Here is a 20236-nt window from a genome sequence, read left to right as displayed (position 1 = left end):
CGCTCCGATCACGGCTATTCGTCCGGACCGTTCACAGCCGCCGAACGCGCAGCACACAGGTCAGCATCGGGAGGGTGAACTCGCCATCCGCGGTTTCCGGCCTGCTCGCAAGGAAAGCGCGGATCCGGCCAAGAGCGGCCGCTTGCTCCTGTTCCGGCATGACCAGCATCCCCGCTCTCGTCGCGAGTGTCGCAACGAGAGAGTCGGCGGTGCGGCGCTGCCCGTGCGGGAACTCGGCCTGCTCCGGCGAGCCGAACCGGGCGGCTCCACCCGTCCTGGGCAGGTGCGCATCGGCTGTCTCGGCGCGCCAGCTGATGGGCGTGTCACGTGGGCCGATGACCGCGCTGCCGCTGACTCGCGCCAGCCCGGCAACCCAGTCGACTCGGTCGTCCAGGACGTTCCACAGACCGGCCAGGATGCCGCCGGGCACCAGGACCCGGGCGATCTCGGGTCCCGCGAGGGCCATGTCGAACCAGTGCAGGGCGTTGCCGGCCAGCACGGCATCGACGGACGCATCCGGCAACGGGATCGCCTCGGCGCTACCCGGCAATGCGCCGACCGCCGGCAGCGCACTGCGCAGCACGGTCAGCATGGCCGGGTCGGGCTCGACCGCGGTCACGTCGGCGCCGACCGCGACCAGCGTGGCGGTGAGCTTGCCGGTTCCGGCGCCGAGGTCGAGTACCCGCAGGCCGGGCGGGGGTTCGCCGAGCGCCCAGCGCACCGCGGGCCGCGCGTAGTCCGGGCGATGCTCGGCATAGGCGGACGCCGCCACACCGAACGACGAGGCGTGCCGGAGCCGCTCGTTCTCCACCACGCGATCACCCTATCGGTGCTGCCTTCGGGGATGACTTCGTCCCGGAGCGCCAATTCGGAAGGGTTCTTCGCGGACGCAGGAGAGCAGCCGGAGTGAGGAACTCGATGACGGGTACTCGCAGGTCAGGAGGTGTCCGATGAGCAAGGACTTCAAGAAGGGCGACCGCGTCCGGTGGGACGCGGGCAACCAGGGTTCGGTGGGCACGGTCGAGGAGAAGATCACGAAGGACACGCACGCGGGCAAGCGGGACGTGAAGGCGTCGCCGGAGGAGCCGCAGTACCTCGTCAAGAGCGAGAAGTCCGGGAAGACCGCCGTGCACCACCCGGACAAGCTGCACAAGGCCTGATCAGCCCGGTGTGTCGAGCCAGCGGTGCAGCGCCCACCACGACCGCACCGCGTCGAGCACCCGGCCACCGTTCTCCGCCAGTGCCAACGGGGTCAGCTCGGCCAGCCGGTCGAGGCGGTAGCGGACCGTGTTCGGGTGCAGGTGCAGGGCTTCGGCCGTGGAGCGCAGGCGCTGGCCGTGGTCGAGGTACGCCAGCGCCGTCCCCGCCAGCTCGCGGTGGAACGGGTTCGCCGGGTCGAGTGAGCCGAGCAGGGCCGTGGTGAGCAGGCCGCCGAGCACCGGCTGCGCCGTCAGGGCGATCTCGCCCGCCAGCGCCGTCAGGTCGTGGTAGCCGCTCCCGGCGAGGCGCGCCGCCGCCGTGCAGAGGCGATGCACCTCCTGCAGCGCCGGCAAGGGCGCCGCGGGTGCCACGACCAGCAGGACGTCATCCCCCAGCGGGACACCCGCGGGTGACCGCGCCGCCAAGCCGGTGAGCCTGCCCTCGACCAGGCCGTAGACCCCGCCGAACTCGAGCAGGGCCTGCTCCAGCGCGCGGGCCCGCGCCGGGTCGCTGACGTCGGACACCACGCAGAAGTACCGGACGTCGGGATGCAGCCCCGCCCGCCGGAGCTCCTCGGGCGCGGGCGGGTGCCCGGCGAGCAGCAGCGTCCGCAGCAGCTGGGTCCGCGCGTCGCGCACCGTGCGGGAAAGCTGCAGCTCGGCGGCGTGGTAGCCCTTGACGATGTGGTGCTCCAGCGCACCGGTGTAGCGGTCGGCGTCGAGGACGGTCTCGAGGATGACGTCGTCGGGCACCCCCGCGGCCCGGGCGCGTTCGACGGCGACGCGCGCCGCGTGCGTGCGGCCCGCCTGGACCCCGCGCAGGAGGTCGGTGAGCGGGACACCCTGGGCGGCGCGGTCGGCGCCGAGCGCCTCCGCGGTGGTGTAGTCCTCGCGGGCGGGACCGTCGGGGCTCGCCGTCGCGCGCAGTGCGGCCGAGAGCAGGACCTGGATGTGCCGCCGGTTTTCGGCTTCCGGGAGCCGGGCGACCTCGGGCGACTCGCTGCGCGCGACTTTCACCAGCTCGTCGAGCACGGTCTCGTCCGCGGCCAGGTCGTCGAGGATCCGCCGGAGCAGCGACGTCACCGGCACCTCCCGACCCGTTGTGGCACGGCCACAACCCGCCCTCCGCGACGTTGGGCGATCGGCCCTACCGGAGGAGCTCCCGGGGCCGGTTATCGTGGCATACCGGACAGTAACCCCTGGTCCGCGCGAAAACCACCGCCGCACCTCTTCAGCGTCGAAAGGTGTCTTCCGTGCGCACATCCCCGAGCACCCGCCGACGGCGGTCGTACCTCTCCCGCCTGGCGTACCTGGCTTCCGCCGTCGCCCTGCTGACGACCGGCGCCGCGGTGCCGGCGACCGGCGCCCCCGCGGCCCTGCGGGAGGTGATGTTCGTCGGCAACAACTGGGAGGGGACGGCCGACGTCATCCAGTCCCGCGGCTCCTTCGCCAAGATCGGGCGCGTGAACATCATCCCGGACAAGGACGACCGGCTGCGGGAGATCTACCTGAACCCGATCAAGCTGGCGTTCTTCCTCGGCATCCGCAACGGGCCCGGCGAAGGGCACGACCAGTTCGTCGACGACATGTACACCACGCCGGACGGGACGTCGGTGGTGGCGTCGCGGCCGAGCTTCGCCGACGTCGTCTCGGTCAACCTGGCCACTGGGCAGATCGCCTGGCGCTTCCCGGTTTCGGGGTTCCGCGCCGACCACATGGCGATCTCGCCGGACGGCCGCCGCGTGGCCGTGTCCGCCTCGACGTCGAACACCGTGCACGTGCTGGACATCGGCACCGGGCAGCAGGTCGGCTCGTTCACCACGGGGGACAAGCCGCACGAGAACGTGTTCACCGACGGCGGCCGGTTCCTGTGGAACATGTCGATCGGCGAGGTCAACACCGACCTCGACGACCCCGGGTGGGACTTCACCAAGGGGGACCGGCGCATCACGGTCGTCGACGCGTCGACCTTCCGCCAGGTCAAGGTGATCGACATGCGGCAGCGGCTCGACGCCTTCGGGCGCCGGGACCTCTCGGACGCCGTCCGGCCCGTGGCGTTCACGCCCGACGAATCCAAGCTGTACTTCCAGGTGTCGTTCTTCAACGGCTTCCTGGAGTACGACGTCGCGAGCGACCGGATCACGCGGGTCAAGGAGCTGCCGAAGAACCCGGCCACGAGCGACGACCGCAAGACCTTCGTCAACGACTCGCGCCACCACGGCATGTCGATGAACCCGGCGGGGACGAAGCTCTGCGTCGCCGGCACGATGGACGACTACGCGACGGTCGTCGACCGCGCGACCCTGCAGCAGGGCACGCTGGTGCCCGCGGTGAAGCCGTACTGGGCGACGGTGAGCGGCGACGGCGGCGCGTGCGTCATCTCCGAGGCCGGCGCGGACCAGGTCACGGCGATCGACTTCGCGACCGGGCAGAAGCTGGTCTCGGTGCCGGTGGGCGACCACCCGCAGCGGGTCCGCATCGGCCACGTCCCCGAGGGCTGGACCGGTCCGGCCACCTGATGCCGTCGTGAGTGGGAAACAGGGTTCTGACCCTGTTTCCCACTCACGACGTCTCGAACGCGATCGTCAGCCACGTCCGGACTTCGTCGTCCACATCGGACGCTTCGCGCAGCTTCAGCTGGTGTCCCACCCGGGGTCCGCTCGCCCACCGGGCCGGGGCGATCCGCGCCGTCTCGATCGGGTGCGGCAGGAACAGGTACACCAGGACGTCCTTGGACCGGGGCCGTACCTCGGCCAGCTTCCGGTCCCGCTTGAGGAACACCCCGACCGTGACGGCGTCCTCGTGGACGTCGCCCAGGGTCCGCAGGTGGCCGATGACCGCGTCGTAGATGGCGCGGAACCGCGGGTCGCGGCCGGCGAACGTGTCGTCGACCGTGCACCCCGGGACGCAGGTGTGGCCCTGGCCGGCGCGCGCGAATTCGCGGTCGCAGCGCGGGCACGTCCACCGGGTCGGCATGCCGTCCAGGATGGCACTCACAGCGGCGCCGGGCCGAGCGCGGGGATGGTGGCGGCCGCGGTCACCAGCCGCCGGGCCGCCGCGGCCGCGGCTTTCCGCTGCGCCGGCGGCAACCGGTCCAGCAGCCCGCCCAGCGCCGCGTGGCGCCGGTCGAGGATCCGCGCCACCAGGTCGTGGCCGGTCGGGGTGACCTCGAGGGTCACCACGCTCCGGTTGCGCGGGTCGCGGCCGCGCGCGACGTAGCCGAGCGCCTCCAGCCGGTCGGCCAGCCGCGTCACCGACGACGCGTTGACGTCCATCGCCGCCGCCAGGCGCGAGCTCGGCACCCGGCCGAGGCGGTCGAGGATGAGCAGCAGGCGCGTCTGGGGGAACGTGACCTCGGGCGGCGCGGCGTGCGCGCACTCCCACGCGATCCCGACCAGGACCAGGGTCAGGCTGTCGAGGGCCACCACGTCGGGGTCGGCGCCCGGTGCCGCGTCTTCGAGGGTTTGCATGGAGCAATACTTGCCATCCGCAAGAGCATCGGTCAAGATGGGTCACCCCGGCACTCGCCGGGCGTTCCGGCCGGATCGGCCGCTCTTCTTCGCGTCTCCATTGTGGACTGTGGAAAATTGTTGGCACGTAAGAAAAATGGCTTGAACCTCTTCGTGACGAGATCCGTAGTACCCCGTACAGGAACTTGTCGCCAGAAGGAGGAACGATGCCGGATCACCGTGGCATGACGGCCAAGGCCAGGGCTCGGACCGTGCTGGTCGTCGTGGCCACTCTCGCCGTGGTCGCCGCGGGCTCGGTCATGGTGCTGAAAGCGAGCGCCGAGACCGCTCCCGGGTCGACGCAGGCGCAGGTCCCGGCGTACGGGCACGACATGGCGGGCATGCGGCTGGGCTCGGCCGCCGAGGCGGCCGCGAGCACGAACGTGGCGAACGCCGGGCCGGTCACCGAGCTCGACCAGACGTTCCTGGTCAAGGTCCGCCAGGCCGGGCTGTGGGAGATGCCCGCGGGCACCCTCGCGCAGACCCACGCCAGCAGCGACGCCGTGAAGCGCGCCGGGCTGCACCTGCTCGACGGGCATTCGCACCTCGACCAGCTCGTCCGCGAGGACGCGAAGATGCTCGGCGTGACACTGCCCGACCAGGCCAGCGCCGAACAGCAGGGCTGGGTCCGCCAGCTGACCGCCGCGCAGGGGCTCGAGTTCGACAAGCTGTTCGTGAACCTGCTGCGCGCGTCGCACGGCAAGATCTTCGCGACGATCGCCGAGGTCCGCGCCGGCACGCAGAACGACGTGATCCGCCGGCACGCGACGGAGGCGAACCAGACGGTCCTCGACCACATGAACGTCCTGGAGGACACCGGACTGGTCGACGCGCAGACGATCGCCGACGTCGCCAAGGCGGTCAACCCACCCAAGTGACGGGTTCACGGGCGGCTCGAGCGCAGTGAATGACTCATTCCTGGCGCCGGACGCCAGGAATGAGTCATTCACTGCATCGGCACCGCTGCTTCAGCCGCCGCCAGGCAGCGCTACACGGTCGAGCTGACCTCGGCGACAACCTCCGCCGGGGTCAGCGCGACCACCGGCGGCAGACGCGGGAAGCGCTGGCCGGACGCCAGGAATGAGTCATTCACTGCACCGGACGCCGGGAATGAGTCATTCACGGCGTCCGGGGGCCGAGCTCAGCGGGTCGGCGGCACGATGCCGTACTCGTGGATCTTGCGGTAGATCGTCGCCCGGGAAATGCCCAGCAGTTTCGCCGCCCGGACCTTGTTGCCGTCGGCGTCCTCGAGGCAGCGGACGATGGCGTCGCGCTCGATCGACTCGAAGCGGTTCAGCGGCCGCCGTGCGAGGGTGTGGAACTCCGCCGGGAGGTCGCCCGGGCGGATGGCCCCCGCCCGGCGGCGCTGGGCCACCTTCCGCAGCACCTGGTGGAGCTGGCCGGTGTTGCCCGGCCACTCCGCCCGCATCAGCAGGTGCAGCGCCGCCGCCGAGCAGGTGAGCCGGCCGCCGTAGCCGAGCTTGCTCAGCACCAGCGGGACCAGCTCCGCGAGGTCCTCGACGTGGTGGCGCAGCGGGGGCACCCGCACCGTCCGCGGGAACGACTTCAGCAGCTCGGCCAGCGCCGGCTTCGTCTCGGCCTCCGGCACGAGCGTGACCACGACCCACGGCGCGTCGGCCCGCTCGCGCAGCTCCCGCAACGTCGTCGCCAGCGCGTTGGCCGCCGGCGCCGTCAGCCGGTCGGCGTGGCGGATCACCAGGGTCCGGATCGGGGCCTCGGCGTGTTCGCGCAGCAGCTCGGCCGCCCAGTCGGTGCCGGACGTGACGCCCGCGTCGACGCTCAGCAGCCGCGCCGCCGGGTGGTGGCGCTGGTGCAGGCCCTTCGCCAGGGTCAGCTTGCCGGTCCCGGCCTCGCCTTCCAGCGCGACCCATTCGCCGCGCTGGTGGCCGGTGTCGAGCTCGTGCCCGCAGCGCAGCCACAGCGGCGCCGAGCCGACCACACCCGGCAGGTACATCGGCAGCATCGGCGTCGACGGCACGGCGAGGGCTTCCTCGGCCTCGATCAGCTTCACCGACAGCACGCCACCCGCGGTGTCGGTCTCCCGCTGGCCCGGGACGCGACGGCAGAACACCCGCACCCGCAGGCCGCTGGACAGCGCGAGCGTCGCCGACGTCCGGCGCCCGCTGGCCAGTGCCTCGGTGGCGTGGCTGAGCAGGACCGACTGGTCGGCGGGGTCGAGCAGCTGCCGCGCCCGGTCGTTCATCATCACGATGTCGTCGTTGAACGCCAGCACGATGCCGGTCCAGCGGCGGCACGTCTGCAGGTAGGCCTGGAAGAGGATCATCTCCCGCAGGTCGCTGTGCCGCAGCAGCGCCTGCCGGATCTGCTCGGCCGTCGAGCGGGCCAGCGCGATGAGCAGGCCGCCGGCGTCCTTGTACCAGCAGGTGAGGTCGACGGCGCCGATCTTCTTGCCGGAGATCGGGTGGTGGATCGGCACGCCCGCGCACGCCAGGTTCTCCAGGTGCTCGGCGTAGTGCTCGTGGCCGAACACCGTGGTCGCGCGGCCGTCTTCGAGCGCGGTGCCGATGCCGTTGGTCCCGACGGACTGCTCGCCGTAGCTGAACCCGGGCACCAGCTCGACGCGTTCGAGGTGCCGCTTCAGGTCCGCGTCGCCGGTCCGCTGGGTGAGCACGACGCCGTTGGCATCGGTGAGGATCAGGCTGATCGGCTGGCCGTCGAACTGCTCGCCCAGCTTGTGCAGCACCGGCTCGGCGCCGCGCATCAGGGGGACGTCGAGGTTCTGGTCGCCGTGGAAGAGCGGATCGATGCGGTCCGCGTCGACCTGGAACTCCTGCGAGCGGCGCCAGGAGGCCAGGATCGTCTGGCGGACCGTGCCGGGCGGCACCGGTTCGGCCGTCAGGAAACGCACCCGGGTGCGGGCGAGCTCGTCGTCGGCGAGCAGCGTTCCGGGCGCGATGTCGTCCACGTGACCTCCAGCTTCCCGCGGCCCACGTGGGTGCGGGCACACCCGTTGTGCCGCCCGTTCAGCCTAGATGCGGCGTGCGCCGCGCGGTGTCTCAAATTGAGACGGCCGCCGCGCGCGAGTGGCGGTCCGATGGACCCGGAAGCGACCGCTGACCAGGAGGAGTGCCCATGGCCACCGAGGCCGCGGAGACGTACAACCCGTGGACGATCGTCAACCTGGTTTTCAACCATCTGGCGGAACAGGGGCTGCACCCGGTGTTCGGCGGGGAGGGCCATCCCGGCGAACCGGCCGCGGCGCTGCTGCGCGCGCTCGGGATCACCCCGGCCGTCGAAGGCGACGCGCGCGTGCGCACGGGCGTCCACAGCGAGCTAGCCGAGCTGCGCGCCCGGATGCTCGGCGGGGACGAAACGCCCTGAGCAGCGGTTCTGTCTCAGATTGAGACCCGCGTCACTCGTGGCCGCCCCTTGAATGGTGGACGCAGGACGTCCGCCCCGACGGCGAGCGACGGACAAGGAGTCTCCATGAGTCGCCAGAGTGTGGCGAAAGCCCACCAAAAGATCCAGGAACTGTCGTGGGAGCCGGCGTACCACACCCCGGTTTCGCACTACGGGACCGACTACACGTTCCAGAAGGCCAAGAAGAAGGACCCGTTGAAGCAGGTCCTCCGCTCGTACTTCCCGATGCAGGAGGAAAAGGACCACCGGGTCTACGGCGCCGAAGACGGCGCGATCCGCGGCAACATGTTCCGCCAGGTGCAGGAACGCTGGCTGGAGTGGCAGAAGCTGTTCCTGTCGATCATCCCGCTGCCGGAGATCTCGGCCGCGCGGGCGATGCCGCTGCTGTTCCGCACGGTGCCCAACCCGGAACTGCACAACGGCCAGGCGATCCAGATGATCGACGAGGTCCGGCACTCGACGATCCAGCAGAACCTCAAGCGCCTGTACATGCAGAACTACATCGACCCGGCGGGCTTCAACTCGAGCCTGCGCAACTTCCAGAACGACTACTGCGGCACCATCGGCCGCCAGTTCGCCGAAGGCTTCATCACCGGTGACGCCATCACCGCGGCGAGCATCTACCTCACCATCGTGGCGGAGACGGCGTTCACGAACACCCTCTTCGTCGCCATGCCGGCGGAAGCCGCCGCCAACGGCGACTACCTGCTGCCCACGGTGTTCCACTCGGTGCAGTCCGACGAGTCCCGCCACATCAGCAACGGCTATGCGACCCTGCTGATGGCGTTGTCGGACGAGGGCAACCACCAGCTGCTCGAACGCGACCTGCGGTACGCGTGGTGGAACAACCACGCCGTGGTCGACGCCGCGATCGGCACGTTCATCGAGTACGGCACCAAGGACCGCCGCAAGGACCGCGAGAGCTACGCGGAGATGTGGCGCCGCTGGATCTACGACGACTACTACCGCTCATACCTGGTACCGCTGGAGAAGTACGGGCTCGTGATCCCGCACGACCTCATCGAAGAGGCGTGGAACCGGATCTGGAACAAGGGCTACGTCCACGAGGTCGCGCAGTTCTTCGCCACGGGGTGGCTCGCCAACTACTGGCGCATCGACCCGATGACCGACGAAGACTTCGAGTGGTTCGAGTACAAGTACCCCGGCTGGTACGACAAGTACGGCAAGTGGTGGGAGAACTACAGCCGGCTGGCGACGCCGAACGGGCACCACCCGATCGTCGCCGAGGACGTCGACTACGTGTACCCGCACCGCTGCTGGACGTGCATGGTGCCGTGCCTCATCCGCGAGGACATGGTGGTCGACGAGGTCGACGGCCAGCACCGCACGTACTGCTCGGAGACGTGCCGCTGGACCGACGCCGAGGCGTTCCGGCCGACCTACCAGGGCCGCAACACCCCGAACATGGGCCAGCTGGTCGGCGCCCGCGAGTGGGAGACGCTCTACCACGGCTGGAACTGGGCCGACGTCGTCTCCGACATGGGCTTCGTGCGCGACGACGGGAAGACCATGGTCGCGCAGCCGCACCTGGACCTCGACCCGAAGAAGATGTGGACGCTCGACCACCTGCGCCGGATGCCCGAGGTGCAGTCGCCGAACGTGCTGCTCAACCAGATGACCGACGAGCAGCGCGCCGCGTTCGTGGCCGACTACAACCGCCAGGGCCCGGCCGGGCGCCCGGCGCCGCAGCAGGCCTGACGACAGGGGAGGGCCTGGCATGGCAGAGAAGCACCGCGTCCGGTTCGAACCGGTCGGGATCGAGATCGACGTCGCCGAGGACACCACGATCCTGCGCGCCGCCGCCGAGCAGGGCGTCATGCTCATGCACGGCTGCAAGGAAGGACAGTGCGCGGCCTGCAAGTCGTTCATCCTCGACGGCGAAGACGTCGAACACGACCGTTACTCGACCTTCGCGCTCCCCGACTACGAAAAGGAGGAGGGTTTCACGCTGCTGTGCCGGGCCCACGCCTACGAAGACCTCACGATCGAGCTGCTCAACTACGACGAGGAAATGATCCAGTCCGGCCTGCCGATCCAGGAGGCCGAGGTCGAGGTCGTGGCGAACGACCACGTCACCCACGACCTGCGTCACCTGGTCGTCAAGCTGACGGATCCGGACCAGTCGCTGAAGTTCTTCCCGGGCCAGTACCTGGACTTCGCGATCCCGGACACCGAGGAGTCCCGGTCGTTCTCCATGGCCAACACCTCGGCGCGTGACGGGCTCCTGGAGTTCGTCATCAAGATCTACCCCGACGGGCTGTTCTCCCGGTTCCTCGACACGGGAGTCGCGGTCGGCGACCGGCTCCGGGTGACCGGCCCGTTCGGGGTGTTCACCCTCCGGGACAACCCGGGCAAGGACCTGGTCTTCGTCGGCGGCGGGGCCGGGATGGCACCGATCCTGTCGCTGCTGCGGTCCATGGCCGAGCGCGGCATCGACCGCAAGGCGACCTACTACTACGGCGCCCGCCGCGAGGCGGACCTCTGCTTCCACGCCGAACTGCGGGAGCTCGAGCAGCGGCTGCCGAACTTCCGTTACGTCCCAGCGCTTTCCGAACCGGGCGACGCCACCTGGGACGGCGAGACCGGCCTGATCACCGACGTCCTGCGCCGGGCCGGCCTCGATCTGAAAGGTGCCGACGCCTACGTCTGCGGCCCGCCCCCGATGGTGGAAGCCGCGCTGGAACTGCTGCCCGCGCTCGGCGTCGCCGACAAGCGCGTCTTCTACGACAAGTTCACCACCACGGCCTGAGATTTCTGGGGCCCAGCCCCAGACCCCGCCGGGGGCGAGCCCCCTGGACCCCCAAAAGCAAAGGGGTAAACCCATGACAGCCACCTCCGAACGCAGCGTGCCCAAGCCGACGTTCACCGACGCCGAAGCGGGCGCCAAGGTCTTCCCGGACTCCACCGCCCGCCAGTACAACTACTTCACCCCGGCCAAGCGCAAGCAGAGCCACTACGAAGACGTCACCGTCGAGGTCCAGCCCGACCCGCGGCACTACCTGTCGCAGGGCTGGCTCTACGCCTTCGCCGACGGCAAGGGCGGTTACCCGCTGGAGTGGACCGCGCTGAAGGCGTGGGGCTCCGACCGGCCGGTCCCCGAGCGCAGCCCCGGCTCCGGCGGCAAGGGCTACGACTGGCCGGCCCACGGCTGGCACGAGTTCCGCGACCCCAACGAGGAGTGGGAGCTCACCCTCTACCGCTACAACGCGAACGTCGTGCGCCAGCTCAACCAGAACATCGACGCGGCGCGCCAGGCGAAGGCGTTCGAGCAGTGGAACCCCAACTGGGTCGAGTTCGTCGCCAAGCACGTCGGTGCCTGGATGCACGTCGACCACGGCCTCGGCCTCTACCTGTACGCCAACGCCAACCGGCGCGCGCCGACCAACATGCACAACAACGCGATCTCGGTGAACAGCATGCACCGGATCCGCGCGGCGCAGGACCTGGCGCTGTACAACCTGACGCTCACCGAAGAGGTCGAGGGCTTCGACGGCACCGCCCACCTGGCCACCTGGGCCGAGGACCCGGCCTGGCAGGGCGTGCGCGAGACCGCCGAGCAGCTGACCGGGATCTGGGACTGGTGCGAGGCGATCTTCGCCGCGAACATCGTCTTCGAGCCCCTGGTCGGCGAACTGTTCCGCAGCAACCTGGTGCAGCAGGCCGCGCCCGCGAACGGCGACTTCGTCACCCCGACGCTGATCGGCGCCGAGGAGTTCGACTTCTCCGAACGGGACCTCCGCTACACGAAGGCGATGTTCCACCTGCTGATCAACGACAAGGAGTTCGCCGGCCACAACCAGGCGCTGCTGCAGAAGTGGCTCGCGGAGTGGGTGCCGAAGAGCATCGCCGCCGCGCGGGCCCTGCAGCCGCTGTGGTCGCAGCCCGACGCCAAGCCGATCCGGTTCGAGGACGGTCTCGACCGGGCGAAGAGCCGGTTCGCCGGAATCCTGTCCGAATTGGGTCTCAAAGCACCGGAGGAGCTGGGCCAGTGACCGTCTTCAAGACCTCGGAAAGCCCGTACAAGGTCAACAACACGGCCTCGAACATGTGCGGCTTCACCCTGATGAACAACCAGGTCGGCGCGATCATCGCGGAAGTCATGGCCGGCAAGGACAACGTGACCGTGACGCCGCTGCCGTCGATGATCCGCGTCGACGCGCAGGGCCGGACCGACCTGGTCTACGCCGAGGTCGACGAGGCCGCCGGCGAGGAAGAAGGCTGGTTCAACGCGGCCGAGTTCGAGGAGAGCATGTCCACCCACTACGGGCGCATGATCCACGAAGACGACCGCACGATCATGTTCGCCAACCCCGAGGACGCGGCCGAGTACCTCGACTTCGATCTGAAAGTAATCAAGTAACCGGTTCTTGCGGGGGCTCCGGGTGGCGGAGCCCCCGGCCCGGGGCGAAGCCCCGGCTGTCACAGAAGCACTCGATCCGCTCAGGAAGGATCACCGATGTACGAAAAAGACGGCGAAAAGTATTTCGTGGTGGACGCCCACACCCACTTCTGGGACGCGAGCCCGGACAACTGGGTGAAGGGCCAGGAGGAATACGCCAAGGGCTGGATCGAGTGCTTCCACGCCTACCAGGGCCTCGGCCCGAAGGAGACGCACTGGCCGATCGACCGGTTCCAGAAGTACTCCGAAGAGCTGATGATGCACGACCTGTTCGAGGCCGGGCACGTCGACACCGCCATCTTCCAGCCGACGAACCTGCGGCAGTGGTACAAGAACGGCTTCAACACCACCGAAGCCGACGGCGCGCTGGCCGCGAAGCACCCCGGCAAGTTCCTCGTCAACACCACCTTCGACCCGCGTGAAGGCGACGAGGGCCTGAAGGCGTTCGAGGAGCGGGTCAAGCGCTACGGCTGCAAGGGCGTCAAGCTCTACACCGCCGAGTGGCGCGGCGACTCCCGTGGCTGGAGCCTCAAGGACCCGGAAGCGGCGAAGTACCTCGAGAAGTGCGAGGAGCTCGGCGTCAAGAACGTCCACATCCACAAGGGCCCGACGATCTGGCCGCTGGACAAGGACGCCTTCGACGTGTCCGATGTGGACCATGTGGCGACGAACTTCCAGGGGCTCAACTTCATCGTCGAGCACGTCGGCCTGCCGCGCATCGAGGACTTCTGCTTCATGGCCACCCAGGAGCGCAACGTCTACGCGGGGCTCGCCGTGGTGGTCGGCGGCCTGATGCACGCCCGGCCGAAGTTCTTCGCGAAGGTCATGGGCGAGCTCATGTTCTGGCTCGGCGAGGACAAGCTGATCTTCGGCGCCGACTACGCCATCTGGGAGCCCAAGTGGCAGGTCGAGGGCTTCGTCGACTGGAACATGCCCGGCGACGACGAGTTGTCGGACTTCGCGCCGCTGACCGTCGACCAGAAGAAGAAGATCCTCGGGCTGAACGCCGCCCGCCTGTACGACATCGACGTGCCGGCGGAGTTCAAGCTCGCCGACCCGAAGGACGTCGAGCCCGTCGGCGTGCCGAACCCGTGACGGCCCTCGACGACCGGATCGCCCGCGCCGATCGCACCGCGGTGTGGTCGGCGCTGGGCACCGTCCGGGATCCCGAACTGGACGAACCCCTCACCGACCTGGGTTTCGTGGCCCGCTGCGAGGTGAGCGCGGCGGGCCACGCCGTCATCCGGCTGCGGCTGCCGACCTACTTCTGCGCGCCCAACTTCGCGTTCCTGATGGTCGCCGACGCCTACGACGCCGTCGCCGGCGTGCCGGGCCTGACCGGGCTCGACATCCGGCTGGACGACCACTTCGCGTCCGACGTCATCAACCGCGGGGTGGCGGCCCGGCAGGGGTTCGTCGCGTCGTTCGAAGGCGAGGCCGTCGACGAGCTCGACAGCCTGCGGCACGACTTCGTGCGCAAGGCCGTGCTGGCCGGCACCGACCGCGTCTGCCGGTCGCTGTCCGGCACCGGCCTCGACCCGGCGTCGCTGACGCTCGGCGAGGTCCCGCCCGGGCCGGACGTCGAGCGGCTGCGGGCGCGCCGCCGCGAGCTGGGCCTGCCCGCCGAGGACGGCGACCCGCTGCTGCTCGACCCGGCCACCGGGCGGGCGGTGGCCCCGGCCGACGCGAAGCGCCACCTGGCGTTCGCGCGGCTGACCCGCACGAGCATGGAGGCCAACTCCGGGGTGTGCCGCGGCATGTTGCGCGCGCGGTACTCCCTGACCACCGAAGAGGAGGGCACGGGATGAAGGCCGTGCGGCTGCAGAAGTACCACCAGCACCCGGTGATCGAAGACGTACCGGAGCCGCGCGCCACCGGGCCCTTCGACGTCGTGGTCAAGATCGGCGGTGCCGGCGTGTGCCGCACCGACCTGCACATCATCGAGGAGCAGTGGGCCGAGAAGTCCGGCGTCGCGCTGCCTTACACGATCGGGCACGAGAACGCGGGCTGGGTGCACGAGGTCGGCCCCGCGGTGTCCAACGTGGAGGTCGGCGACACGGTCATCCTGCACCCCACCCCGACGTGCGGGCTCTGCCACGCCTGCCGCGCGGGTGACGACATGCACTGCCCGAACGGGAGCTTCCCCGGCATCGATTCAGACGGCGGGATGGCCGAGTACCTGCTGACGTCGGCGCGGGCGTGCATCAAGCTCGACCCGGCGACCCAGCCGTCGGACGTCGCCGCGCTCGCGGACGCGGGCATCACCGCCTACCACGCGGTCCGCAAGGCCGTGCCGCAGCTGTACCCGGGCACCACCTGCGTCGTCAACGGCGCCGGCGGCCTCGGGCACATCGGCATCCAGTCGCTGAAGGCGCTGACCGCGGCCCGCGTGATCGTGGTCGACCGCAACGCCGACGCGCTGGAGCTGGCGGCCACCCTGGGTGCCGACGAGACGGTGCTGGGCGACGGCAAGCAGGTCGATGCCGTGCTGGACCTGACCGGCGGCAACGGCGCCGAGGTCGTGCTCGACTTCGTCGCCGAGCAGGGCGCGCAGCAGGACGCGTTCGCGATGACCCGGCGCGCCGGGTCGCACTTCGTCATCGGCTACGGCAGCAACATCGACATCCCGACGATCGACATCATCTCGACCGAGCGCAACGTCATCGGCAACCTGGTCGGCACCTACAACGACCTGGCGGAGCTGATGGTGCTCGCCCAGGCCGGGAAGGTCACGCTCCACACGAAGAAGTACCCGCTGGACGCGGCTCTCGACGCACTGGCCGACCTCGATGCCGGACGCGTGCGCGGTCGGGCCATCCTCACACCCTAGGAGCAGGAACATGGCGAAGGAACTGCGGTTCGGCTCGGACGCCCGCGACCTGCTTCTCGCGGGCGTCGACAAGCTGGCCGAAGCGGTCAAGTCCACCCTCGGCCCCAAGGGCCGCAACGTGATCATCGAGAAGATCACCGGTTCGCCGGTGGTCACCAACGACGGCGTGACCATCGCGCGCGAGATCCACCTGAAGAACCAGTTCGAGAACATGGGCGCGCAGCTGGTCAAGGAAGCGGCGATCAAGACCAACGACGTCGTCGGCGACGGCACCACCACGGCGACCGTGCTCGCCCAGGCGATCGTCCACGAAGGCATGCGGGCGATCTCGGGCGGCGGCAACCCGGTGCTCGTCAAGCGCGGCATCGACCACGCCGTCGGGCTCCTGGTGGCTCACCTGGAGAAGCAGGCGCACCCGGTGGTGTCCGAACAGGACTACGCGCGCGTCGCGGCGATCTCCGCCAACGACGACGACACGGTCGGCGCCGTCATCGCGAAGGCCCTGCACACCGTCGGCGACGGCGGGGTCGTGACGGTCGAGGAGTCGCCGTCGATCGGGATGAGCGTCGACTTCGTCGAGGGCTTCGAGTTCGACAACGGCTACCTCTCGCCGTACCTGGTCACCGACCCGGGCCGGCTGGAGGCGGTGCTCGACGACCCGTACATCCTGATGTCCGCGGAGAAGATCACCAAGGTGCAGCAGCTGATGCCGTTGCTGGACAAGGTGATGCGGGCCCCGCGGCCGCTGGTGGTGATCGCCGAGTCGATCGAGGGCACGGCGCTGTCGATGCTGGTGCACAACCACGTCAACGGCACGTTCCAGTCGGTGGCCGTGCGCGCGCCCGGCTTCGGCGACCGGCGGCTGCACAAGCTGGAGGACCTCGCCGCGATCGTCGGCGGCGCGGTGCTTTCGAAGACGTCCGGGTTCAGCATGGAGACGATGACGCTGGAGCACCTCGGCCGGGCCAAGCAGGTCCGGGTCACCGAGAACAACACGACGATCGTCGGCGGTGCCGGCACGTCCGACGCGGTCGAGTTCCGGGTCGGGCAGCTGCGAGCGGAGCTTGAACGAGCGCAGTTCGGGGTCGACGAAGACGTCCTGACCGAGCGGATCGGCGCGCTGACCGGCAAGGTCGCGGTCGTGCGCGTCGGCGCGGCCACCCCGGCCGAGCTGAAGGAGCTGCAGCACCGGGTCGAGGACGCCCTGTCGGCGACCCGCGCGGCGATGGCCGAAGGCATCGTGGCGGGCGGGGGAGCGGCGCTCCTGCACGCCGAAAAGGCCCTGGAAGGCCTGGGGCTGGAAGGAGACCAGGCGATCGGCGTCGAGATCGTGCGGCGCGCGCTGGCCGAACCGGCGTTCCTCATCGCGCACAACGCGGGCCACCCGGCGCACGAGATCGTCGCGCGCACCCGCGAGCTGGGCGACGACGAGGGCTTCGACGCGCTGCACGACCGCTACGGCGACATGGTGGCGATGGGCGTCGTCGACCCGCTGCGGGTGTGCCGGTCGGCGATCCAGAACGGGGCGTCGGTGGCGGGGCTGCTGCTGACGACGAACTCGCTGATCGCCGAGGAGCAGACCCCGTGGGGCGGCAGCGCGGCCCTGATGACCGAGTTCGGTCCCCTGGACGAGGGTCTGCACCAGCCCTCGCCCGACGCGAGCACGCCGCAGTCCCTCGGGATGGGCCCCTCCGTCGGCTGAGCCACGTCTGCCGGCCGACGGAGATCGGAGGTCCCTTCGCCGGCGTCCTGAGCGCCGGTGAAGGGACCTTTCCGTGCTGCGCCGGCCCGGCGTCGATGCGACGCTGGTGCTCATGACGCACTACGTGATGGTCCAGACGCTGGCGACGGTCCAGGAGTTCGAGGCGAAGGGCTTCCTGGGCACGGTGGGCAAGATCGCCGCGGCGACCGTGATCTTCTTCATCGCCGTCGGTCTGGTGGTGGGGCTGCTGCTGGGGTTCTTCATCGGCCGCTCGGTGGGCCGGCGCCAGGGCCCGCGCTGACGCGACCTCGCGGTCCGGTCAGGGCACCAGGCCGTGGCTCGCCAGTTCACGGCCGGCCAGCTTCTCGATGACGTCGCGGTCCCGCTCCCGCCACCCGGTCGCGACCTTGCCGTCGGACGCCAGCCGTCGCAGCGGCTGGGTCGCCAGCGCCCGCAGCGCCAGCAGGTCCAAGCCCTCGTCCCCGAGCTCGCGCAACCGCGCCGCCGCCGACGCCCGGCGGGTGAACCTCCAGCGCAGCGGCAGCCACGTCACCACCAGCGCCAGCACCGGCAGCGCGATGATCACCGCCGCCATCCACCATGCGAGGTTCTCCACCGCCTCGATCTGCCACCGGCCGGAGTCCACGAGCTTGGTGCCGACGTCCGACCCGCCGTGGAGCGCCTTCGCCAGCCCGTCGCCGATGAGCGGGATGCCGCCGGCCGAGTTCGCGGCCGAGTCGAACGTCCCCCGCAGCCCCGTTCCCGCGTCGACCAGCCCGTCGCCGGGCGCCCGCAGCTTCATCACCTGGTCGTACACCGACGTCCCCAGCCAGACCGCGACGATCACGACCAGCAGGGCGAGCAGGTCGCTGACGAGCTGGGCGGTGCGGCGGATCGGCCGTTCGGCGTAGAGCTGCATCGGGACGCCTTTCGCGGTGGGGGAGCGCGGGCGACGGCAATTTACCCGCGCTCACCACCGGCGAACCGTGGCTGGCTCCGGACGACCTCGGCGAGCCCGGTCAGCTCGGCCGGCAACGGACCCTCGTGCAGGACGCCGAGCCGCTGCGTCGCCCGGGTGAGCGCCACGTAGAGGTCGGCCGCGCTGTCGGCGAGGATGGCCGCCGGCTCCACCACCAGGACGGCGTCGAACTCCAGGCCCTTCGTCTCCGACGCCGGCACCGCGCCCGGCGTCCCCGGCGGTCCGATCACCACGCTGGTGCCTTCCCGCCCGGCCTCGTCCCGGACGAACTCCTCGATCGCCGCCGCCCGCTCGTCCCCGGTGACCTGCCGCGCCCACGGCGGGACGCCGCACGCGCGCACCGACTCGGGCGGCTTGACGTCCGGCGCGAACCCGGCCAGGACCGACGCCGCGACGGCCATGATCTCCGCCGGCGTGCGGTAGTTGACCGTCAGCGACCGGTAGACCCAGCGGCCGGCGACGTACGGCGCCAGCATCGCGTCCCACGCCCGCGCCCCGGCCGCCGACCGGCGCTGGGCGAGGTCGCCCACCACCGTGAACGACCGCCCCGGGCAGCGCCGCATCAGCACCCGCCAGTCCATTTCGGACAGTTCCTGGGCCTCGTCGACGACGACGTGCCGGTAGGTCCAGTCCCGGTCCGCCGAGGCGCGTTCGACCAGGGTGCGCGTGTCGGCCTCGACGAACCGGTCCGCCAGGTCCTCGGCGTAGAGGAGGTTTTCGGCGGACAGCATGACGTCTTCGTCCATCTCCTCCCGGTCCAGCTTCATCGTCTCGAAGACGCCCGCGGCGTACTCGGCCTCGGCCTTCCGTTCCCGCGCGGCGGCTTTCTCCGCGGCCTTCTCGGCCGTCTTGTCGCGGCCCAGCAGGTCGACCAGCTCGTCGAGCAGCGGCACGTCCGACACCGTCCACGCCGCGCCGTCGGTGCGCAGCAGCGCCGGATCCGCGCCGGCCGCCCGCAGCCGCTCGGACGAGGTGTACAGCGAGGACAACACGCCTTCGGGCGTCAGGATCGGCCACAGCTCGCCGAGCGCGGCGGTGAACTTCTCGTCGCCCGCGAGGTCTTCGAGCAGGCCCTTCCGCATGCTTTCCCACTCGTCGCGGTCGTCCCGGCTCAGCCAGCCCTTGCCGATCCGGCCGATCGCCCGTTCGGTGAGCACGTACGTGACGATGTCGGTGAACACGGCGCGGGCTTCGTTGTGCGGCAGCCCGCTGTCGCGCGCCTCCTGCCGGGCCCACTCCGCGGTTTCGGCGTCGATCCGGACCGTGACGTCCTTCAGCTCGATCGGCACCGGCTCGGCGGGCAGCCGCTGCCGGTCGGCGACCGCCGCCTTCAGCACGTCGAGGATCTTCAGCGATCCCTTGAGCCACGCGGCTTCCGGCGCGTCCTCGGCGGTGACGTGCAGCCCGGGCACGAGGTCGCCGGTGGTCGTGAACACGACGTCGGTCTCGCCCAGCGACGGCAGGACGCGCCCGATGTGGTTCAGGAACGCCGGGTTCGGCCCGACCACCAGCGCGCCGTGGCGTTCCATCCGCTCGCGCTGGGTGTAGAGCAGGTAGGCGACGCGGTGCAGCGCCACGACGGTCTTCCCGGTGCCCGGGCCGCCCTCGATCACCAGCACGCCCGGGTGGTCGAGCCGGATGATCTCGTCCTGCTCGGCCTGGATCGTCGCGACGATGTCGCGCATCCCCTCCCCGCGCGGCGCGTTGACGGCGGCGAGCAGCGCCGCGTCGCCCTGCGCGTCCCCGTCCGGGCGGCCGAGGTCCTCGTCGGTGAACCCGAGGACCTGACGCCCGCGCGTGTGGAACTGGCGGCGCCGGCGCATGCCCTCCGGGTTCGCGCCGGTGGCGGTGTAGAACGGGCGGGCCGCCGGCGCGCGCCAGTCGAGCAGCACCGGCCGGTACTCGTCGTCCTCGTCGAACAGCCCGATCCGGCCGATGTAGGACTGTTCGCCGGACGCGGCGTCCAGCCGCCCGAAGCACAGCCCGTTGTCGACGACGTCCAGCCGCTTCACCTGCCGGCCGAGGGAGCGCACACCGACGTCCCGTTCCATGGCGCCCACGCCCTTGCCGCCGAGCGCCGCCTCGTACTCGCCCTTCACCCGCGCGCGCTCGGCGTCGAGCCGCGCGTACAGCCCGGCGACGTGGTCGCGTTCGGACCGCAGTTCTTCTTCGTACCCCTGAGACAATTTCCCTCT

General features: G+C 70.4%; 20 protein-coding genes. 13 read left to right on the top strand and 7 right to left on the bottom strand.

Features of this window, described 5'->3' with window-relative positions; all coding sequences use genetic code 11:
• Window positions 1-31 precede the first annotated feature (31 nt).
• Entirely contained in the window at window positions 32-814 is a 783-nt protein-coding gene (locus tag ACZ4TR_RS48280) for a class I SAM-dependent methyltransferase (RefSeq protein WP_465295842.1), read from the bottom strand.
• A gap of 136 nt (window positions 815-950) precedes the next feature.
• On the opposite strand from ACZ4TR_RS48280, the gene ACZ4TR_RS48275 reads away from it, so the two are divergent.
• Entirely contained in the window at window positions 951-1160 is a 210-nt protein-coding gene (locus ACZ4TR_RS48275; RefSeq protein WP_465295840.1) for a hypervirulence associated TUDOR domain-containing protein, read from the top strand.
• On the opposite strand, the gene ACZ4TR_RS48270 is transcribed toward ACZ4TR_RS48275, so the two are convergent.
• A complete protein-coding gene (locus ACZ4TR_RS48270; RefSeq protein WP_465295838.1) occupies window positions 1161-2282 on the bottom strand; it encodes a PucR family transcriptional regulator in 1122 nt (373 codons plus the stop codon).
• 170 nt (window positions 2283-2452) lie between these two features.
• Here ACZ4TR_RS48270 and ACZ4TR_RS48265 point away from each other — a divergent pair, with 170 nt between their 5' ends.
• Entirely contained in the window at window positions 2453-3718 is a 1266-nt protein-coding gene (locus ACZ4TR_RS48265) for a YncE family protein (protein ID WP_364526024.1), read from the top strand.
• 43 nt (window positions 3719-3761) lie between these two features.
• Here ACZ4TR_RS48265 and ACZ4TR_RS48260 read toward each other — a convergent pair whose 3' ends face one another.
• Together ACZ4TR_RS48260 and ACZ4TR_RS48255 are read right to left on the bottom strand one after the other, a co-directional pair.
• The gene (locus ACZ4TR_RS48260) at window positions 3762-4175 is read right to left on the bottom strand and encodes a DUF5655 domain-containing protein (protein ID WP_465295836.1); all 414 of its coding nucleotides are present in this window, start codon (window positions 4173-4175) and stop codon (window positions 3762-3764) included.
• Between the two features lie 17 nt (window positions 4176-4192).
• Window positions 4193-4669 carry a MarR family transcriptional regulator gene (locus tag ACZ4TR_RS48255; protein ID WP_465295834.1) on the bottom strand — a complete coding sequence of 159 codons (477 nt, stop codon included), beginning with the start codon at window positions 4667-4669 and terminating at the stop codon, window positions 4193-4195.
• A gap of 206 nt (window positions 4670-4875) precedes the next feature.
• Between ACZ4TR_RS48255 and ACZ4TR_RS48250 the strand changes: the two genes are divergently transcribed.
• Window positions 4876-5586 carry a DUF4142 domain-containing protein gene (locus ACZ4TR_RS48250; protein ID WP_465295832.1) on the top strand — a complete coding sequence of 237 codons (711 nt, stop codon included), beginning with the start codon at window positions 4876-4878 and terminating at the stop codon, window positions 5584-5586.
• Between the two features lie 263 nt (window positions 5587-5849).
• Here the strand turns inward: ACZ4TR_RS48250 and ACZ4TR_RS48245 are convergent, their stop codons facing one another.
• Complete coding sequence (locus ACZ4TR_RS48245) at window positions 5850-7655, bottom strand: sigma-54-dependent Fis family transcriptional regulator (RefSeq protein WP_465295830.1); 1806 nt, start codon at window positions 7653-7655, stop codon at window positions 5850-5852.
• A gap of 167 nt (window positions 7656-7822) precedes the next feature.
• Here ACZ4TR_RS48245 and ACZ4TR_RS48240 point away from each other — a divergent pair, with 167 nt between their 5' ends.
• The 10 genes from ACZ4TR_RS48240 (at window position 7823) to ACZ4TR_RS48195 (ending at window position 17363) form a co-directional block, all read left to right on the top strand.
• The gene (locus ACZ4TR_RS48240; protein ID WP_465295828.1) at window positions 7823-8071 is read left to right on the top strand and encodes a hypothetical protein; all 249 of its coding nucleotides are present in this window, start codon (window positions 7823-7825) and stop codon (window positions 8069-8071) included.
• Between the two features lie 105 nt (window positions 8072-8176).
• The gene (locus tag ACZ4TR_RS48235; RefSeq protein WP_465295826.1) at window positions 8177-9829 is read left to right on the top strand and encodes a ferritin family protein; all 1653 of its coding nucleotides are present in this window, start codon (window positions 8177-8179) and stop codon (window positions 9827-9829) included.
• Between the two features lie 19 nt (window positions 9830-9848).
• Window positions 9849-10880, top strand: coding sequence for an FAD-binding oxidoreductase (locus tag ACZ4TR_RS48230; RefSeq protein ID WP_465295824.1), 1032 nt, complete (start codon window positions 9849-9851; stop codon window positions 10878-10880).
• Between the two features lie 73 nt (window positions 10881-10953).
• Complete coding sequence (locus ACZ4TR_RS48225) at window positions 10954-12123, top strand: ferritin family protein (RefSeq protein WP_465295822.1); 1170 nt, start codon at window positions 10954-10956, stop codon at window positions 12121-12123.
• Window positions 12120-12491: a propane 2-monooxygenase effector subunit MimD gene (gene mimD, locus ACZ4TR_RS48220; RefSeq protein ID WP_465295820.1), complete on the top strand. Its 372-nt coding sequence runs from the start codon at window positions 12120-12122 to the stop codon at window positions 12489-12491. The genes ACZ4TR_RS48225 and mimD overlap by 4 nt, the downstream gene beginning before the upstream one ends.
• A 96-nt stretch (window positions 12492-12587) precedes the next feature.
• On the top strand, window positions 12588-13625 hold the full coding sequence (locus ACZ4TR_RS48215) for an amidohydrolase family protein (protein WP_465295818.1): 1038 nt from the start codon (window positions 12588-12590) through the stop codon (window positions 13623-13625).
• On the top strand, window positions 13622-14338 hold the full coding sequence (locus ACZ4TR_RS48210; RefSeq protein WP_465295816.1) for an iron-sulfur cluster assembly protein: 717 nt from the start codon (window positions 13622-13624) through the stop codon (window positions 14336-14338). The genes ACZ4TR_RS48215 and ACZ4TR_RS48210 overlap by 4 nt, the downstream gene beginning before the upstream one ends.
• The gene (locus tag ACZ4TR_RS48205) at window positions 14335-15360 is read left to right on the top strand and encodes an NAD(P)-dependent alcohol dehydrogenase (protein WP_465295814.1); all 1026 of its coding nucleotides are present in this window, start codon (window positions 14335-14337) and stop codon (window positions 15358-15360) included. The genes ACZ4TR_RS48210 and ACZ4TR_RS48205 overlap by 4 nt, the downstream gene beginning before the upstream one ends.
• A gap of 10 nt (window positions 15361-15370) precedes the next feature.
• The gene (gene groL / locus ACZ4TR_RS48200) at window positions 15371-17062 is read left to right on the top strand and encodes a chaperonin GroEL (RefSeq protein ID WP_465295812.1); all 1692 of its coding nucleotides are present in this window, start codon (window positions 15371-15373) and stop codon (window positions 17060-17062) included.
• Window positions 17063-17135: 73 nt separating this feature from the next.
• Window positions 17136-17363 carry a hypothetical protein gene (locus ACZ4TR_RS48195; protein ID WP_465295810.1) on the top strand — a complete coding sequence of 76 codons (228 nt, stop codon included), beginning with the start codon at window positions 17136-17138 and terminating at the stop codon, window positions 17361-17363.
• Window positions 17364-17381: 18 nt separating this feature from the next.
• On the opposite strand, the gene ACZ4TR_RS48190 is transcribed toward ACZ4TR_RS48195, so the two are convergent.
• Complete coding sequence (locus ACZ4TR_RS48190) at window positions 17382-17981, bottom strand: hypothetical protein (RefSeq protein WP_465295808.1); 600 nt, start codon at window positions 17979-17981, stop codon at window positions 17382-17384.
• Between the two features lie 41 nt (window positions 17982-18022).
• Complete coding sequence (gene helR / locus ACZ4TR_RS48185; RefSeq protein ID WP_465295806.1) at window positions 18023-20227, bottom strand: RNA polymerase recycling motor ATPase HelR; 2205 nt, start codon at window positions 20225-20227, stop codon at window positions 18023-18025.
• Window positions 20228-20236: the final 9 nt, after the last annotated feature.

The organism is Amycolatopsis sp. NPDC028719, assembly GCF_055565395.1.
The sequence above is the reverse complement of the archived record's forward strand: the minus strand, read 5'-3'. Positions and strand labels throughout refer to the sequence as shown.

Excerpts from the sequence above, each read along its gene's own strand:
- ACZ4TR_RS48275 (WP_465295840.1), top strand. The coding sequence starts at position 951 with ATGAGCAAGGACTTCAAGAAGGGCGACCGCGTCCGGTGGGACGCGGGC.
- ACZ4TR_RS48260 (WP_465295836.1), bottom strand. The coding sequence starts at position 4,175 with ATGCCGACCCGGTGGACGTGCCCGCGCTGCGACCGCGAATTCGCGCGC.
- ACZ4TR_RS48255 (WP_465295834.1), bottom strand. The coding sequence starts at position 4,669 with ATGCAAACCCTCGAAGACGCGGCACCGGGCGCCGACCCCGACGTGGTG.
- ACZ4TR_RS48250 (WP_465295832.1), top strand. The coding sequence starts at position 4,876 with ATGCCGGATCACCGTGGCATGACGGCCAAGGCCAGGGCTCGGACCGTG.
- ACZ4TR_RS48240 (WP_465295828.1), top strand. The coding sequence starts at position 7,823 with ATGGCCACCGAGGCCGCGGAGACGTACAACCCGTGGACGATCGTCAAC.
- ACZ4TR_RS48235 (WP_465295826.1), top strand. The coding sequence starts at position 8,177 with ATGAGTCGCCAGAGTGTGGCGAAAGCCCACCAAAAGATCCAGGAACTG.
- ACZ4TR_RS48230 (WP_465295824.1), top strand. The coding sequence starts at position 9,849 with ATGGCAGAGAAGCACCGCGTCCGGTTCGAACCGGTCGGGATCGAGATC.
- ACZ4TR_RS48225 (WP_465295822.1), top strand. The coding sequence starts at position 10,954 with ATGACAGCCACCTCCGAACGCAGCGTGCCCAAGCCGACGTTCACCGAC.
- ACZ4TR_RS48215 (WP_465295818.1), top strand. The coding sequence starts at position 12,588 with ATGTACGAAAAAGACGGCGAAAAGTATTTCGTGGTGGACGCCCACACC.
- ACZ4TR_RS48205 (WP_465295814.1), top strand. The coding sequence starts at position 14,335 with ATGAAGGCCGTGCGGCTGCAGAAGTACCACCAGCACCCGGTGATCGAA.
- groL (WP_465295812.1), top strand. The coding sequence starts at position 15,371 with ATGGCGAAGGAACTGCGGTTCGGCTCGGACGCCCGCGACCTGCTTCTC.
- ACZ4TR_RS48190 (WP_465295808.1), bottom strand. The coding sequence starts at position 17,981 with ATGCAGCTCTACGCCGAACGGCCGATCCGCCGCACCGCCCAGCTCGTC.